We start from the raw sequence: 15,413 nt of genomic DNA on the forward strand, positions 1-15,413 counted from the left end.
CCGACGGCGCGCCACCAGCAGGCCAGTAATCTGCGGCAGTGCTCATCCTGTTGCCGCCGTCGGAGGGTAAGACCACCCGTCGCCGCGGGCGGGTCATGGACCTGGACACGCTGAGCTCACCGGAGTTGACCCCGTTGCGCGAGCAAGCGATCGAGGCCCTGGGCGAGGTCAGCGCCCGGCCCGATGCCGCATCCGTGTTGAAGGTCAGCGCCAACCTCACCGACGAAATCGCCCGCAACGTCGAGCTACTCGCCGCCCCTGCATTGCCAGCCGGTGAGCTGTACTCCGGGGTCCTCTACGACGCCTTGGATCTGCCCTCGCTCGAGACTGCCGCACGGCGTCGGGCTAACCGGTGGGTCGCCGTGCAATCGGCGCTGTACGGCGTGCTGCGGCTGACCGACCGCGTCGCGCCCTACCGGCTGTCGATGGGCGTCAATTTGCCCGGCGTCGGCCCGCTCGCCGGCTACTGGCGGCCCGCGTTGAACACCGTGATGCCGACCCTGGCCCGTGGCGTGATCGTCGACTGCCGGTCCAGCACGTACGCCGCGGCCTGGAGTCCGCAGGGCGCCCTGGCCGATCGCTGGGTGCAGGTCAACGTCCTCGGAGCAACCCACATGGCCAAGCACACGCGCGGACTCGTGGCGCGACACCTGTGTCTGGCGGGAGTGGACGCCACGCAGCCCGAGGCGCTGCATTCGGTGGTCTCAGCAGCGTTTTCGGCGGATCTCGAGGAACCCAGCCGCAGCGGCCAGCCATGGCGGCTGACGGTCCAGTACGTCTGACGGGCCTTCCTGGTAGAACCGACCCATGAGCGACGAGGATGTCAGCAGTGCCGTAGTGCTCGTGCACGGGATCGGCGAGTCGGGCTCGACCGCGCAGCAGCTGGCGCAGCAGTGGCTGCCCGCACTGCAGACCGGTCTTCGCGCCGCCGGGGCTTCAGATCTGGCCGACGAGCTACGGGTCGGGCCCGGCGACCGGGGCGTCGAGATGGCTTACTACGCAGACGTTTTCGCACCCTACGAGTCGGCGCACGCCATGGCCTTGGCCACCGATCCCGACCTGACCGAGCCGGTCGCCGAACTCACCCAGCAGTGGTTGGAAACGGCCGCCTCGCGGTCGAGTGACCCGAGCGACCGGGAGACCGCCGAGGATGCCCTCGCTTTCGGCGCCACCGAGGAGTCCCTCTGGGATCGGTTACGCATCCTCAGCGACGCCCTCAACGACCTGCACTTCTTCCGCCCCGGCGTCGTCGATGCGGCCAGTGTGGTCGACCGCGCGCTGCGCGAGGCCGCGCTCTACAGCGCGAACGCTCAGGTCAAAACCGCTGTGCAACAACGGATCCACACAGCAATCGGCGCCCAGACCAAGGTGGTCGTCGCGCACTCGCTTGGCTCGGTGGCAGCCTACGAGGTGCTGCACGAGCTCAACCAACCGGTCGCGTTGGTCACGATCGGCTCACCGCTGGGGATGTCGACCGTGTTCTACGAGCGGCTGACGGTCCAACCGCCGCACGTCCCGGCAACCGAGACCGCCTGGACCAACCTGGCCGATCCCGACGATCTGATCGCCACCCGCCTGGACCTCGCGCCGTACTTCCCCGGCGCTGACGTAACGTGTGTAAGCCACCAGGTCGACAACGGCGCCGACCCGCACGACCCGGTCCGCTACCTGCAGCACGCGCAGACCGCAGAAGCGGTCGCAGCCGGGCTCACTGACCAGTAGCAACCTTCAACGCCTGGGTTAGATCAGCGACCAGATCATCGGCATCTTCCAACCCGACCGAGATCCGCAGCACGCCGTCGGTGATGCCGACCTTGAGCCGGTCCTCCTCTGCGAGGCGACGATGGGTGGTGGTTGACGGATGGGTGATCAATGACTTGGAGTCACCCAGGTTGTTCGAAATGTCAACGATCGCAAGGGCATTCATCAGCGCGAACGCCTCGTCCTTGCCACCGTCGAGCTCGAAGGTCACGACCGTGCCGCCGCCGAGCATCTGCTTCTTGGCCAGTTCGTACTGCGGGTGCGAGGCCAGGAACGGGTACCAGACCCGGCGGATAGCCGGGTGGGCCTCCAGGGCCTGCGCCACGGCGTACGCCGATCGGGCCTGTTGCTCGACACGCAAACGCAACGTCTCGAGCCCCTTCACCAGCACCCAGGCGTTGAACGCCGACAGGGTTGGCCCGGTGTGCCGGATGAGGTTCTCGACCGGCCCGTGGATGTAGTCCTGCGGTCCGAGGATTGCGCCACCGAGGACGCGGCCCTGGCCGTCGATGTGCTTGGTTGCGGAGTAGACCACGATGTCCGCGCCGTGCTCCAGCGGCCGTGACATCACCGGGGTGCCAAAGACGTTGTCGACGACCACCTTCGCGCCGGCGGCGTGCGCCAGGGCACTGACCGCGTCGAGATCAACCAGTTCCTGCATCGGGTTCGACGGCGTCTCGAAGAACACAGCCGCGGTGGGCTCGGACAGCGCCGCCTCCCACTGGGTCAGGTCCGCGCCGTCGACGAGCACGGTCTCCACACCCCAGCGCGGCAGGATTTCGTCGACGATCACGAAGCAGGAACCGAACAGCGCCCGGGACGCGACCAACCGGTCCCCCGCGCCTACCAGCGCAGCCAGCGCCGTGAACACTGCACCCATGCCGGAGGCGGTCGCATAACACGCCTCCGCGCCTTCCAGCAGGCGCAACCGCTCCTCGAAGACCGCGACCGTCGGGTTGCCGTACCGGCTGTAGACGAAGCGGTCGACGTCACCCTTGAAGGCCGCCTCAGCGTCCTCGGCGGTCTCGTAGACGTATCCCGAGGTCAGATAGAGCGCCTCGGCCGTCTCTTCAAAACCGCTGCGCGCCAATCCTCCTCGGACACTGAGCGTGTCCCGGCCCCAATCCTCTACTGACGCCACGGCAGACCCGCCAGCTTCCAACCGTTGACGCTGCGGTGACCGTCCTCGTCCAGGCCGCCTTCGAAGCCTTCGACGATGTTGTAGCTGTTCGGCAGGCCGGCGGCCGACAGCGCCTCGGCCGCGGCGACAGAGCGAACTCCGGAGCGGCACAGCAACAGCAGTGGCCCGCCGTCCGGGGTCGCCGCACGCACCTGCTCCACGAAGTCCGGGTTGACCTGACCGTCGGGGTAGCTCAGCCACTCCACCGTGACGACCTGTTTGCCGATGCCGGACAGGTCGGGCAGACCCACGTAGGTCCACTCGGCCCGGGTGCGCACATCGACCAACGTGGCGTTCGGCTCTTGCTCCAGCAGGGTGTACGCCTCCGCGGGCGTCACGTCCCCGGCGTACGTCGGCGCGGACTCAGTCATGGAAAAACTCTCCCACAACGGGTGGGATTGGTTACAGGTGGTGTTGGTCGTTGAGACGTTCGATCGTGACGGCACCGGTGAAGACGTCGACGACCGTGAACGACGCCGGCCCGCAGCCCAGGCGCCACCCGGTGGCCATGTCCAGATCCAGCACGTGGGCGAGCACCGCCATGATCGGCTTGCGATGGGTCGCGACCACGACCGTCTGACCCTCCTCCAGATCGGCCAGCAGCCGCTGGTACGCCGCAAGCACCCGGGCGACGAAGTCGCGATGACTCTCCCCGCCCGGCGCGCAGAAGTCCGGATCCGAACGCAGCGACGTCAGACCGTCGGGGGCCAAGTCGCGAATCCGACTGAAGGACAAGCCATCCCAGGCGCCGAAGGACTGTTCATCCCAGTCCGCGTCGACCCGTGCAGGTACGCCGAGTGCCTGGGCCACCGCCGCACCCGTGGCTTCCGCCCGGGCCAGGGAGGAGGTCACGACGTACGGGATGTCGCCCAGGATCTGGTCGCGCACACCTTGTGCAGCGGCAAACGCCTGCCGGCGACCTTCGGGATTGAGCTCGGGGTCGATGCCGCCGCGACCGTCCAGGCGGCCCTGCACGGTGAGATCGGTGACGCCGTGCCGCAGCAACACGATCCGGCGCGGGGTGGGCGGGGTGCGCACGGGCACGACCACCGGCGGTTCGGGTACGGCCCGCTCACCGTCCTCGTCCGGCATCAGCAGGGTCAACTGCTCAGGGGCGGGACTTCCGGCTTCAGCTGGGCTGTCCCGCCAGTAGTCCGAGGTGATCACCTCGCCGTCCATCCCGTCGTTGGACAGCTTGTCGGCCGCTTTGTTGCGTTCCCGCGGGATCCAGGTCCAGGTGACCTCGCCGCCGGATTCGCGGATCCGCCGCACGAGGTCCTGCGCCTGCAACGCCAGTCGGCGCATGTCTTCGTGTTTGATCTTCCACCGGCCGGCCATCTGCTCGATGACCAGTTTGGAGTCCATGGCCACGTCGATCCGGGCGCTGGGGTCGATCTCCATCGCTGCCTCGAGCCCGGCGATCAGACCGCTGTACTCCGCGACGTTGTTGCTGGCCTTCCCCAGCGGCGCGGCCCGCTCGGCCAGGGTGTCACCACTGACCGCGTCGAAGACCACCGCTCCGTAACCGGCGACACCGGGGTTGCCGCGCGACCCGCCGTCCGCCTCAAGACGAAGCGCCCGGCTCAGTGCGTTCTGGTCGCGCCTCTCCCCTCGGCTCCGGGCCTCGCTAGCGCTCGTTTCCTCACCTCGGCCGGCGCTCATAGCCCGGATTCAGCCGTCCGGATCAAAATCCGGCCGCATTCCTCGCAGCGCAGCACCTCATCCTCGGCCGCCGCCTTGATCCGCACCAATTCGCTGGCGTTGAGCTCCAGACCACAGCCGGTGCACCGCTTGGCCACCAGGGCGGCCGCGCCGGTGCCGCGCTGGTCGCGCAGCCGTTCGTAGAGCGCCAGCAGATCAGCGCCGACGCCGGCCGCGACGTTCGCGCGCTCGCCCGTGGCCACGTCCTGCTCGGCGCTGATCGCGGCCAGTTCCTGGTCGCGCGCCGCGCTCAACTCCGCGATGCGGGCGTCGAACTGCGCTACCGCCGCGCTGTGCCGGTCCAGGTCCGTGCGCAGCGACTCGACCTGCTCCATCAACTCCAGCTCGACGTCCTCCAACTCGCTCTGCCGGCGGGCGAGGGTCTCGAGTTCGTGCTGCAACCCCTGCAGGTCCTTGGCCGAACCCGTCCCAGCCGCGAGCCGCTCCTGGTCCCGAGCCGTGCGCACCCGCACCTGCTCCACGTCGGTCTCCGCCTTGGCCACCGAACGCTCCGCGTCGCTGACGGCCACCCGCGCGAGCACCTCGTCCTCCGCGGCGCGGTCACGCTGCTCGGACACGGCCGCCAGCTCGGCGATCTGCGGCAGGTTGCGAGCGCGATGCTCCAACTGCGCCAGCCGCGTGTCGAGTTGCTGCAAATCCAGTAGCCGCCACTGCCGGGTCAGCTCTGCCTTCACTGCGACTCCTTGTCCTGCGGGCGCTGCCCGACATCCTCCGGGCGCTGCCCGACCAGGAAGTCCCAGGGATCGGTGCGCACCGCGCTCACGGAAGTCTCTACGGTAATGCCCCGTTGCTCCAACATCGTTGCCAGCCGGGCCGCCGCCGGTGCCAGCCACAACGACTCGGTGGCAAAGTGCCCGGCGTCAATGAGGTACGGCGCGCCTCCCCTGGCTTCCTGCCGCGCCTCCAGTGCGGGATGGTGGCGAAGATCCGCGGTCACGTAAACGTCCGCGCCACAGGATCGGACCTGCTCGAAGCGGTCGTCGCCAGCGCCACCCAGGACGGACACTCGGCGTACCTGCGCATCCGCGGGGCCAGCCACTCGCAGACCCACCGGGGTGGGCGGAAGGGCCGCCGCGAGGCCGATCGCGAAGTCTCGCAAGGTGATTGACTCGGGCAGGTCGCCGACCAACCCCAGTTCTTGGTCGCCCTCACGCGACAGACCGCGCAGCTCGGTGAGCCCGCACGCCTGCGCGAGCGCGTCGTTCACCCCGGGCCGGGCGACATCGGCGTTCGTGTGCGCGCAGTACAACGCGACGTCCGCGACAATCAGCGACGTGAGCGCCGCGCCCTTGGCGTGCGTGGTCGCAACCGAGTGCACCCCGCGCAAGAGCAACGGGTGGTGGGTGACCAGCAGATCGACGCCGTCGTCGCGGGCCGCTTCGATGACCTCCAACGTCGGGTCGACCGCGAACCGGACGTGCCCGACGCTCTGGGCCAGGTCACCGCTGACCAGCCCGACCTGGTCCCACGACGCAGCCGTGGCGGGCGGGTACAGCTCGTCGAGCGCCTGCACGACATCAGCAAGGGTGGCCACGGGCTCACCCTTGCACAGCCGGCGGCCCGGTCAGTCGGGTGCGCCGAAGTTCGCGGTGTCCGGGTGCGCGCCGAACCGTTGGCCGTCGTCCAGGCCGTCGATCTTGGCCAGGTCATCGGCATCCAGTTCGAAATCGAACACCTCGATGTTGGCGGCGATCCGCTCCTCGTGGACCGACTTCGGGATCACGATCAAGCCCTGCTGCAGGTGCCAGCGGATCAGCACCTGGGCCGGCGACTTGCCGTACCGGTCGCCGATCGCGGTGATCACGGGGTCGCTCAGCAGTGAGCTGGCCTTCCCGTTACGCGGCGAACCGCCCAGCGGGCTCCAGGACTCCACTGCGATGCCGTGCTGGCCGGCGAACTCGCGGATCTCCTGCTGCGGCAGGTGCGGGTGCAGCTCGACCTGGTCGACGGCCGGCACCACGTCGGTGTGCTCGAGCAGTTCGGCGAGGTGGTGCGGCTCGAAGTTGCACACCCCGATCGAGCGGGCGCGCTCCGACGCCTGGATGTCGACCAAGGCATCCCAGGTGCGGTGCCGGCGCTCGGCGTCCTGCAGCGGCCAGTGGATGAGGTACAGATCGACGTAGTCCAGGCCCAGCTTGTCCAGGCTGGCCGAGAACGCAGGGAACGTCTGCTCGTACCCCTGGTCGGCGTTCCAGAGCTTCGTCGTCACGAAGTACTCGTCACGCTCGACGCCACTTGCGCTCAAGCCGCGGCCGACGGCTTCCTCGTTGCCGTAGGCAGCCGCGGTGTCGACGTGCCGGTAGCCGACCTCCAACGCGTACTGCACTGCGCGGGCGCACTCGTCGTCGTCGGCCTGCCACACGCCCAGTCCCAGCTGCGGGATCACGCCGCCTGAATTGAGTTGGATTCCAGGGACGTTCGATGGGGATTCAGTCATGCCACAACCGTAGGTCGCGACCGGCAGGCGCCCACCCGTCGTACCGCCTTCAGTGTGTGATGCCCACAACGGTTCGCAGCGCTGGCATCTCGACCGGCTCCTTACTGTTCGGTAGGTTTGCGTGACGCGCATCACATCCGACCCCCGCGCGTTCCCGACCAAAGGAGCTTCGGTGAAGTACTTCCGCACTGGCGTCGCAGTCGTCGCCACCCTCGGAGCGTTCGCTGCGTCAGCGGGCACCGCCCAGGCCTGGACCAGTCCGATCCCGCGCGTCCTGAAGTACGGCGCGATCGGCCAGGACAACTCGTTCCCGGCCGCCCTCACCACCTCAATCGCCAACCCCACCAAGAGCCCCGCCGGCGCCAACGACTGGTCCTGCAAACCCAGCACGAAACACCCCTACCCGGTGGTGCTGGTCCACGGCACCTGGGAGAACGCCTACGACAACTGGAACGGCCTGTCCCCGATGATCAAAGCCGAGGGGTACTGCGTCTACGCGCTCAATTACGGCAACACCACCGGCATCGCATTCCTCAACGGAACCGGCGACATGATCGAGTCCGCCAACCAGATCGCGCCGTTCGTGGACCAGGTGCTCGCGCAGACCGGCGCGGCCAAGGTCGATCTGATCGGCCACAGCCAGGGCGGATCCCTGATCCGCTACTACGCCAACAAGATCGGGGGTGCGGCCAAGGTCGACCAGGTCATCGGCCTCGCACCGTCCAACCATCCCAGCACACTGTCCGGGATCACCGAGTTCGGCAAGACGATCGGACTGTTCACGCCAGCGATGAATCTGCTGGATGCGATCAAGATGCCCGCGGCCGTCCAACAGGCCGACCAGAGCCCGAATCCGCAAGCGCCCTTCTACCAACAGGTCAACGGCGCCGCCGGGGAAACCATCCCGGGTATCAGATACACCAACATCCTCACCAAGAACGACGAGGTGGTCACGCCCTACACCCAAGGTGCGATCACCGCCGGACCTGGTGCGAGCGTGGACAACATCACGATCCAGAACGTCTGCTCCAACGACGGTTCCGAGCACATCAGCCTGCCCTACTCCAAGAACGTCGCGCAGATCGTGCTGAACAAGCTGGACCCCAGCGATCAGCACGCGATCTTCTGCTACAACCAGACCGCGATCTTCGGCAATACCCAGTTGATCGGCTGATCCACCCGCACCACGCTACCGGCGCCGCTCCCGTGTCCGAGGGCTCGGCGCCGGTAGCGTTCCCGCTGTGAGTCTGCGCGACCGCTGGCACGTGCCCGCTGCCCTCCTGTCCCCGGTGCGCGCCGTCCCACTGGTCTTCGCCGTGTTCATCCTGTTGGGGACCGGCCTGCTGTTGTTGCCCTGGTGCCACGACCCCGGTGCGTCGGTGAGTTTCATGCAGGCGTTCTTCACCGCGACGTCGGCGGTCACGGTGACCGGTCTGGCGACGGTCGACATCGGCAGCCATTTCTCCTGGCCCGGCCAACTGGTGATCCTGCTGCTGGCGGAATTCGGCGGAATCGGGATCATCCTGGTCGCGACCACGCTGGGCGTGCTGGTAGGCGGCCGGATCGGCCTTCGGATGAAACTGGCCAGCCAGACCGACCTGCACGTCACCGGCCTGGGCCAGGTCGGGCCGCTGTTCCGGCGCATCCTGCTCACCACGTTGTTCTTCCAGGGCGTGACGGCGATCATCCTGGTCGTCCGCTATCGGATGACGTACTTCGACCGCTTCACGACCGCCGCCTGGCACGGGATCTTCGACTCCGTCATGGCCTTCAACAACGCCGGCCTCAGCCTGCAACCGACCGGCCTGGCGGCCTACGCCGCAGATCCCATCATCGTCCTGACCATCACCTTCGCCGTGCTCTTCGGCACCGTCGGCTTCCCCGTGCTGGCCGAGTTGCGGGACCGGTGGCGGCGGCCGGACACCTGGACGATCCACACCCGCCTCACCGTGTGGGGCAGCCTGCTGCTGGTCGCGATCGGCTGGGTGCTCTTCTTGTGGTTCGAGTGGACCAACGCCGGCACCATCGGCGCCCAATCCGTGCCGCACAAGATCATGACCGGCCTGGAGGGCAGTGTGATGCCACGCTCCGGTGGGCTCGCGACGTTCAACTGGGGAGACGTGCGACCGGAGACCATGCTGGTCACGGTGGCGATGATGCTGATCGGTGGTGGCTCGGCCAGTACCGCCGGCGGTATCAAGGTGACCACCTTCTTCCTGCTGGCCTACGTCGTGCTGGCCGAGATCCGTGGTGACGAGCAGGTGCGGATCGGCCGGCGGGCGATCAGCGCCCAGACGATCCGCACCGCCTTGTCCATTGCCCTGATCGGCGTCGCTCTGGCCGTCGGCGGCACGCTCGCGCTGCTGCTGCTCTCGGACAGCACGCTCCCGGACGCCGCGTTCGAGGCCACCTCGGCCTTCGGCACGACGGGGTTGTCCACTGGCTTGACGCCACACCTGAGCATTCCCGCCCAGCTGGTCGTGATCGCCTTGATGTTCGTCGGTCGAGTGGGCACGATTACCGCAGCCTCCGCGTTCGCGATGCGCCGCCGCAAATCCCGCTTCCGGCTGCCCGAAGAGCAGCCGATCATCGGCTAGGAGTGTCCGTGCCCAAGGATTCCAACCCCACCGTCGACCCCGTGCTGGTGATCGGCCTCGGCCGGTTCGGCTACTCGGTCGCCTCATCACTGACCTCGATGGGCCACGAGATCCTTGCCGTGGACGAAGACGCCACCGTCGTGCAGCGCTACGCCAACGAGTTCACCCAATGTCTGGCACTGGACTCGACCGACACCGAGGCTCTCCAGCAGATCGGTGCCGCCGACTTCACCCGCGTCGTCGTCGGGATCGGTAGCGATCTGGAGGCGAGCGTGATGACGGTGCTCAGCCTGGCCGAACTCGGGATCACCGAGATCTGGGCCAAGGCCGTCAGCCGCAAACACGCCAGCATCCTGGAACGCGTCGGGGCCCACCACGTCGTACGACCGGAGTCGGACATGGGCGAACGCGTCGCGCACAAGCTCACCGGCGCGATGATCGACTTCATGCAGTTCGACGACGACTTCGCGATCGCTCGCACCCGAGCCGTCCCCCGCATCACCGGCCGGCAACTCGGGCAGTTGGACACCGAGAGCAAGTACGGCGTGACCATCCTGGGCGTCAAACACGCCGACGCCGCGTTCGAGCAGGCCAGCGCGCAAACCACCCTGGAGGCGACCGACGAGTTGATCGTGTCCGGGCCCAAACGAGGCGTCGAGGCCTTCTGCGGACTGCTGCAGTCCTGAGTCATGATTGCTGCGTGAGCACTCCGTCCGATCCGAAAGACCCGTGGGCCTACGACCCGGCCGCGACGCAGGCGGTGCCGACGACGCCGCCGACGGCACCGGCACCGACGTCGTCCCCGTATCCGACGTACCCCAATCCGTGGGATCAGTACCCCCAGTACCAGCAGCAGCCGCCGCAGTACGGGCAGTACGCCGCGCAGACCGGACCGGCGTACAACCCCTACCCCGCTGGCGGGCCCTACCAGCCCTACGCGGTCGCGCCGACGAACGGCAAGGCCACCGCTTCACTGGTGTGTGCGATCGTCAGCATCTTCTGTTTCGGACCGTTCCTCGCGGTGCCAGCGGTCATCCTGGGCGTGTTGGCCCGCCGGGAGATCGACCGCACGGGCGGTCAGCAGGGCGGATCGGGTCAGGCGCTGGCCGGGATCATCGTCGGCATCATCGTCACCGCGCTGTGGGTGCTGTTCATCGTGGGCATGATCACCCTCGCCAGCAGCGGCAACCTCGACGGCACCTACAACGACACCGGCACCTTCTGATGGCTACGGGCGATCGCTTGGAAGTCACCCGCACCATCCCGGCCGAGGCATCGCGGATCTTCGCGGTGCTGACCGACCCGCAGGGGCACGTCGCGATCGACGCATCCGGGATGCTGATGAGCGCCGACGGGCAGCGCGTGACCGCCGTGGGCGATGAGTTCGTCGTCCACATGGACCGCGAGGCCCTGGGCGACCTGCCCATGGGCGAGTACGACGTGACGGTCACCATCACCCAGTTCGTCCCGGATGCGCTGATCGCGTGGACCATCCTGGGCACGGTGCGCCCACCGATCGGTCACGTCTACGGATATTCGCTGCAGCCGCAGGGCGATTCGACCCTCGTGACCTCGTTCTACGACTGGTCGCAGATCGCGCCCACGTGGCGGGACGCCGGCATCTTCCCGGTGATCTCCGAGGCCAATCTGAAGGGCACCCTGGGGATTCTGGATCGCACGGTCCGCCGCGGATACCCGCAGGCATCGCCACGGTGAGCCAGACGCGGATCGAAAGGGTGGGCCCGGCCGGGTTCGAACCGACGACACCCGCGGTGTAAACGCGGTGCTCTACCAACTGAGCTACAGGCCCTGATGGGCGGCGCCCAAGACTACAGTGCCGCGCTACAAACCCGCGATCGCGTCCGCTGCTTCGCCGAAATCGCGTGCCTCGCCGGGGCCGTTGACCACTGACCAGCGCAGCACCCCGCCCTGGTCGATCAGGAACGATCCGCGTACGGCGAACCCCGCCTCCTCGTGGAACACCCCGTAGTCGCGGGCCACCTGCCCGTGCGGCCAGAAGTCCGACAGCAACGGGAACTCGTAGCCCTCTTGCTGACCCCAGGCCTTCAGCGCGGGCATCGGGTCGCAGGAGACCGCCAGGAAACTCACCGCGTCGTTCTGGTAGCGGGTCAGATCGTCACGGACCCCGCACAATTCACCGGTGCAGATGCCGGAGAAGGCGAACGGATAGAAGACGACCAGCGCGGCCTTCGTGCTGAGCACAGCGGACAACGTGACCGGCGCACCGAACTGGTCCTTGAGGGTGAAGTCGGGAGCGGTGTCCCCCACGGCGAGACTCATCGCTGCTTGCTCTGACCGGCCTGGACCAGTTTGACCGCGATCCACTCCGGGCCGGCCTTGCTGGTCGAACCGACCTTGAGCCCGGCGGTCTGCGCGGCTTCCTGGATGTCGGCAGCGTCGACGTGGTCGGGATGACCGGCCTTCGGCACCAACAGCAACACGAAGCCCTTGTCGGCCAGGTTGGTCAGTGCGTCGACGCAGTCGTCGATGAGATCACCGTCGCCGTCACGCCACCACAACATGACGGCGTCCACGACCCCGTCGAAGTCCTCGTCCTCCAAGGACGCGCCGACGACGTCCTCGATTGCCGCGCGTAGATCATCGTCGCTGTCCTCGTCCCAGCCGATCTCCTGGACGATCTGACCGTCCGCAAATCCCAGTTTCTCCCAGAAGGCCACGTCGATGGCGTTATTCACCATGGGCGTAGTCCACTAGGTATCACCGGCGTTCGCAACCCGACCGGCGCGAAAAGGGTCCCTGAGCCGCTATTTCCCGAAGAATGGGAACTACCGGCGAGTAACCCACCCGGCCCTGCACGCTGGACTCTCGGAGTGCTTCGATGGTTGGAAGCCTCTTCACGGTGTCGCACGAGAGGAGCCACTCATGACACCTGACCCTGTAACCCCGGCGAACCCGGGCCCACTGCTGAACGGTATTCCGAGTCAGCTACCCGACACTGATCCGGACGAGACCAGCGAATGGCTGGAATCGCTGGATCAGGTCATCGAACACGGCGGTAAGAACCGCGCCCGCTACGTGATGCTGAAGTTGCTCGAACGAGCCCGTCAGCAGCAGGTCGGGGTCCCGTCGCTGGTCGCCACGGACTACGTCAACACGATCGGCCCGGAGGCCGAGCCGTGGTTCCCCGGCGATGAGGAGACCGAGCGGCGCTACCGCAACTGGCTGCGCTGGAACGCCGCCATCATGGTGCACCGTGCGCAGCGGCCCGGGATCGGCGTCGGTGGTCACATCTCCACCTACGCCAGCGCCGCGACCCTCTACGAAGTCGGCTTCAACCACTTCTTCCGCGGCAAGGACCACGAGGGCGGCGGTGACCAGATCTTCTTCCAGGGTCACGCCTCCCCCGGCATGTACGCCCGCGCCTTCCTCGAGGGTCGGTTGACCTCTGAACAGCTCGACGGCTTCCGCCAGGAGAAGTCACACATCGTCGACGGTGAGCTCAAGGGCATCCCCTCCTATCCGCACCCGCGCAACATGCCGGACTTCTGGGAGTTCCCGACCGTCTCGATGGGCATCGGCCCGATGAACGCCGTCTATCAGGCCCAGTTCAACAAGTACCTGCACAACCGGGGCTTCAAAGACACCAGCCAGCAACGGGTTTGGGCCTTCCTCGGCGACGGCGAGATGGACGAACCGGAGGCGCGCGGCGTACTCCAATTGGCCGGCAACGAGGGCCTGGACAACCTGACGTTCGTCATCAACTGCAACCTGCAGCGGCTCGACGGTCCGGTGCGCGGCAACGGCAAGATCATCCAGGAGCTGGAGTCCTTCTTCCGGGGCGCCGGCTGGAACGTCATCAAGTGCATCTGGGGCCGCGGCTGGGATCCGCTGCTGTCCGCCGACCGCGACGGCGCCCTGGTCAACCTGATGAACTCCACGCCCGACGGTGACTACCAGACGTTCCGCGCCAACGACGGCGCCTACGTGCGCGAGCACTTCTTCGGCCGCGACCCGCGCACCCGCAAACTCGTCGAAGACTGGTCCGACGACGACATCTGGTGGAAGCTCAAGCGCGGTGGCCACGACTACCGCAAGGTGTACGCCGCGTACAAGGCTGCGACCGAACACGTCGGTCAGCCGACGGTCATCCTGGCGCACACCATCAAGGGCTACAGCCTGGGCACCCACTTCGCCGGGCGCAACGCCACCCACCAGATGAAGAAGATGACTCTGGAGGACCTCAAGCAGTTCCGGGACTCGTTGAAGATCCCGATCAGCGACGAGGTCTTGGAGGCTGACCCCTACCTGCCGCCGTACTACCACCCCGGCGACGACGACCCGGCAATCCAGTACCTCAAGGAGCGCCGCGCCAAACTCGGTGGCGGGCTACCCAACCGGCGCACCCGGGCGGCGGCGATCAAACTGCCGGACGACGCGGCGTACGCGATCGGTAAGAAGGGCTCTGGCAAGCAGGAGATCGCCACCACGATGGGCTTCGTGCGGGTCCTGAAGGATCTGATGCGCGACAAGGAGTTCGGCAAGCACGTGGTGCCGATCATCCCAGACGAGGCGCGCACCTTCGGGATGGACTCGTTCTTCCCGACCGCCAAGATCTATAACCCGCACGGCCAGCACTACACCTCGGTGGACCACGAGTTGATGCTGTCCTACAAGGAAGCCGTGGACGGGCAGATCCTGCACCTGGGGATCAACGAGGGTGGCTCGACGGCAGCCTTCACCGCGGTGGGCACGTCGTACGCGACGCACGGGATCCACATGGTGCCGATCTACATCTTCTACTCGATGTTCGGCTTCCAGCGGACCGCGGACTACCTGTGGGCGGCAGCGGACCAGATGACCCGCGGCTTCCTGATCGGTGCGACCGCCGGGCGGACCACGTTGACCGGTGAAGGTCTGCAGCACGCGGACGGTCACTCGCATCTGCTCGCGGAGACCAACCCGGCCGTCGTGGCCTACGACCCGGCGTACGTCTACGAGTTGACGCACATCGTCAAGGACGGTCTGCGCCGCATGTACGGCGATCAGCCGGAGAACGTGTACTACTACCTGACCGTCTACAACGAGCCGATGGTCCAACCGGCTGAGCCCGAAAACGTTGACGTGGAGGGCATTCTCAAGGGAATGCACCGCATCAGCGAAGGCTCCGGCGACGGGCCGCGGGCGCAGTTGCTGGCTTCTGGCGTCGGCGTGCCGTGGGCCCTGGAGGCGCAGGAACTGCTCAAGGACGACTGGGGTGTCGCGGCCGACGTCTGGTCGGTGACGTCCTGGAACGAACTGCGCCGGGACGGCCTGGCGTGCGACGAGCACAACTTCCTGCACCCGCAGGAGGAGCCGCGCACGGCGTACGTCACCCAGCGCCTGGCCGACACCCAGGGCCCGGTCGTGGCGACCTCGGACTGGGAGCGCGGCGTCCAGGACCAGATCCGCGAATGGGTGCCCGGCGACTACGTCACGCTGGGCGCGGACGGGTTCGGCTTCAGCGACACCCGCGCCGCGGCGCGGCGGTTCTTCCACATCGACGGACCGTCGCTGGCGGTGCGCACGCTGCAGGAGTTGGGCCGCCGCGGCGAGGTCGATCCCGCCCTGGCGGCGCAGGCCGCCGAGAAGTACCGGTTGTTGGATGTCACTGCAGGCACCTCCGGCAACGCGGGTGGGGAGTCTTAACCGGGCTCGACCGGCAGAGCGCGACCGGCGGTCATTGACCGCTGGTCGC

The 15,413-nt window shown here is 67.4% G+C and carries 16 protein-coding genes and 1 tRNA gene; 8 read left to right on the forward strand and 9 right to left on the reverse strand.

Translation table 11 applies throughout. The features are described 5' to 3' along the window. Positions 1 to 38: 38 nt before the first annotated feature. Both DR843_RS07810 and DR843_RS07815 read left to right on the forward strand, forming a co-directional pair. A complete protein-coding gene (locus DR843_RS07810; RefSeq protein ID WP_109684848.1) occupies positions 39 to 782 on the forward strand; it encodes a YaaA family protein in 744 nt (247 codons plus the stop codon). 25 nt (positions 783 to 807) lie between these two features. Beyond that, positions 808 to 1,722 carry a hypothetical protein gene (locus tag DR843_RS07815; protein WP_109684849.1) on the forward strand — a complete coding sequence of 305 codons (915 nt, stop codon included), beginning with the start codon at positions 808 to 810 and terminating at the stop codon, positions 1,720 to 1,722. On the opposite strand, the gene DR843_RS07820 is transcribed toward DR843_RS07815, so the two are convergent. From DR843_RS07820 to DR843_RS07845, 6 genes are read right to left on the reverse strand one after another with little or no spacing between them, the layout of a single operon-like run. Continuing rightward, entirely contained in the window at positions 1,709 to 2,902 is a 1,194-nt protein-coding gene (locus DR843_RS07820) for an O-succinylhomoserine sulfhydrylase (RefSeq protein ID WP_109684850.1), read from the reverse strand. The genes DR843_RS07815 and DR843_RS07820 overlap by 14 nt on opposite strands. Further along, positions 2,890 to 3,312, reverse strand: a complete 423-nt coding sequence (locus DR843_RS07825; RefSeq protein ID WP_109684851.1) for a rhodanese-like domain-containing protein — start codon at positions 3,310 to 3,312, stop codon at positions 2,890 to 2,892. Before DR843_RS07825 ends, DR843_RS07820 begins: the two co-directional genes overlap by 13 nt. A gap of 31 nt (positions 3,313 to 3,343) precedes the next feature. Next, entirely contained in the window at positions 3,344 to 4,603 is a 1,260-nt protein-coding gene (locus DR843_RS07830) for a bifunctional RNase H/acid phosphatase (RefSeq protein ID WP_109684852.1), read from the reverse strand. Next, positions 4,600 to 5,337: a zinc ribbon domain-containing protein gene (locus DR843_RS07835; RefSeq protein WP_109684853.1), complete on the reverse strand. Its 738-nt coding sequence runs from the start codon at positions 5,335 to 5,337 to the stop codon at positions 4,600 to 4,602. The genes DR843_RS07830 and DR843_RS07835 overlap by 4 nt, the downstream gene beginning before the upstream one ends. Further along, entirely contained in the window at positions 5,334 to 6,197 is an 864-nt protein-coding gene (locus tag DR843_RS07840) for a Nif3-like dinuclear metal center hexameric protein (RefSeq protein ID WP_342767174.1), read from the reverse strand. Before DR843_RS07840 ends, DR843_RS07835 begins: the two co-directional genes overlap by 4 nt. A gap of 30 nt (positions 6,198 to 6,227) precedes the next feature. Further along, positions 6,228 to 7,100: an aldo/keto reductase gene (locus tag DR843_RS07845; RefSeq protein ID WP_109684855.1), complete on the reverse strand. Its 873-nt coding sequence runs from the start codon at positions 7,098 to 7,100 to the stop codon at positions 6,228 to 6,230. 121 nt (positions 7,101 to 7,221) lie between these two features. Here DR843_RS07845 and DR843_RS07850 point away from each other — a divergent pair, with 121 nt between their 5' ends. The 5 genes from DR843_RS07850 (at position 7,222) to DR843_RS07870 (ending at position 11,413) form a co-directional block, all read left to right on the forward strand. Continuing rightward, positions 7,222 to 8,274 carry an esterase/lipase family protein gene (locus DR843_RS07850; RefSeq protein WP_109684856.1) on the forward strand — a complete coding sequence of 351 codons (1,053 nt, stop codon included), beginning with the start codon at positions 7,222 to 7,224 and terminating at the stop codon, positions 8,272 to 8,274. A gap of 67 nt (positions 8,275 to 8,341) precedes the next feature. Beyond that, the gene (locus tag DR843_RS07855; protein ID WP_211310201.1) at positions 8,342 to 9,697 is read left to right on the forward strand and encodes a TrkH family potassium uptake protein; all 1,356 of its coding nucleotides are present in this window, start codon (positions 8,342 to 8,344) and stop codon (positions 9,695 to 9,697) included. An 8-nt stretch (positions 9,698 to 9,705) separates the two neighbouring features. Further along, on the forward strand, positions 9,706 to 10,383 hold the full coding sequence (locus DR843_RS07860) for a potassium channel family protein (protein WP_211310202.1): 678 nt from the start codon (positions 9,706 to 9,708) through the stop codon (positions 10,381 to 10,383). A gap of 14 nt (positions 10,384 to 10,397) precedes the next feature. Then, positions 10,398 to 10,922 (forward strand): DUF4190 domain-containing protein, encoded by a 525-nt coding sequence (locus tag DR843_RS07865; RefSeq protein WP_146202512.1) that lies wholly within the window; start codon positions 10,398 to 10,400, stop codon positions 10,920 to 10,922. Then, entirely contained in the window at positions 10,922 to 11,413 is a 492-nt protein-coding gene (locus tag DR843_RS07870; RefSeq protein ID WP_109684858.1) for an SRPBCC family protein, read from the forward strand. The genes DR843_RS07865 and DR843_RS07870 overlap by 1 nt, the downstream gene beginning before the upstream one ends. Positions 11,414 to 11,434: 21 nt before the next feature. Here DR843_RS07870 and DR843_RS07875 read toward each other — a convergent pair. The 3 genes from DR843_RS07875 to DR843_RS07885 form a co-directional block, all read right to left on the reverse strand. Beyond that, positions 11,435 to 11,507 (reverse strand) — tRNA-Val (locus tag DR843_RS07875). A 32-nt stretch (positions 11,508 to 11,539) separates the two neighbouring features. Then, positions 11,540 to 11,998 (reverse strand): peroxiredoxin, encoded by a 459-nt coding sequence (locus tag DR843_RS07880; protein ID WP_109684859.1) that lies wholly within the window; start codon positions 11,996 to 11,998, stop codon positions 11,540 to 11,542. Next, positions 11,995 to 12,417 (reverse strand): DUF3052 domain-containing protein, encoded by a 423-nt coding sequence (locus DR843_RS07885; protein WP_109684860.1) that lies wholly within the window; start codon positions 12,415 to 12,417, stop codon positions 11,995 to 11,997. The genes DR843_RS07880 and DR843_RS07885 overlap by 4 nt, the downstream gene beginning before the upstream one ends. A gap of 184 nt (positions 12,418 to 12,601) precedes the next feature. On the opposite strand from DR843_RS07885, the gene aceE reads away from it, so the two are divergent. After that, the gene (aceE, locus tag DR843_RS07890) at positions 12,602 to 15,364 is read left to right on the forward strand and encodes a pyruvate dehydrogenase (acetyl-transferring), homodimeric type (protein ID WP_109684861.1); all 2,763 of its coding nucleotides are present in this window, start codon (positions 12,602 to 12,604) and stop codon (positions 15,362 to 15,364) included. Positions 15,365 to 15,413 lie beyond the last annotated feature (49 nt).

Origin of the sequence: Branchiibius hedensis, assembly GCF_900108585.1 — a bacterium.
GTDB classification, from domain to species: Bacteria; Actinomycetota; Actinomycetes; order Actinomycetales; family Dermatophilaceae; genus Branchiibius; species Branchiibius hedensis.

What these genes read in the sequence shown, in the direction of transcription:
- DR843_RS07815 (WP_109684849.1), top strand. Translation starts at nt 808, where the DNA reads ATGAGCGACGAGGATGTCAGCAGTGCCGTAGTGCTCGTGCACGGGATC.
- DR843_RS07825 (WP_109684851.1), bottom strand. Translation starts at nt 3,312, where the DNA reads ATGACTGAGTCCGCGCCGACGTACGCCGGGGACGTGACGCCCGCGGAG.
- DR843_RS07830 (WP_109684852.1), bottom strand. Translation starts at nt 4,603, where the DNA reads ATGAGCGCCGGCCGAGGTGAGGAAACGAGCGCTAGCGAGGCCCGGAGC.
- DR843_RS07845 (WP_109684855.1), bottom strand. Translation starts at nt 7,100, where the DNA reads ATGACTGAATCCCCATCGAACGTCCCTGGAATCCAACTCAATTCAGGC.
- DR843_RS07870 (WP_109684858.1), top strand. Translation starts at nt 10,922, where the DNA reads ATGGCTACGGGCGATCGCTTGGAAGTCACCCGCACCATCCCGGCCGAG.
- DR843_RS07880 (WP_109684859.1), bottom strand. Translation starts at nt 11,998, where the DNA reads ATGAGTCTCGCCGTGGGGGACACCGCTCCCGACTTCACCCTCAAGGAC.
- DR843_RS07885 (WP_109684860.1), bottom strand. Translation starts at nt 12,417, where the DNA reads ATGGTGAATAACGCCATCGACGTGGCCTTCTGGGAGAAACTGGGATTT.
- aceE (WP_109684861.1), top strand. Translation starts at nt 12,602, where the DNA reads ATGACACCTGACCCTGTAACCCCGGCGAACCCGGGCCCACTGCTGAAC.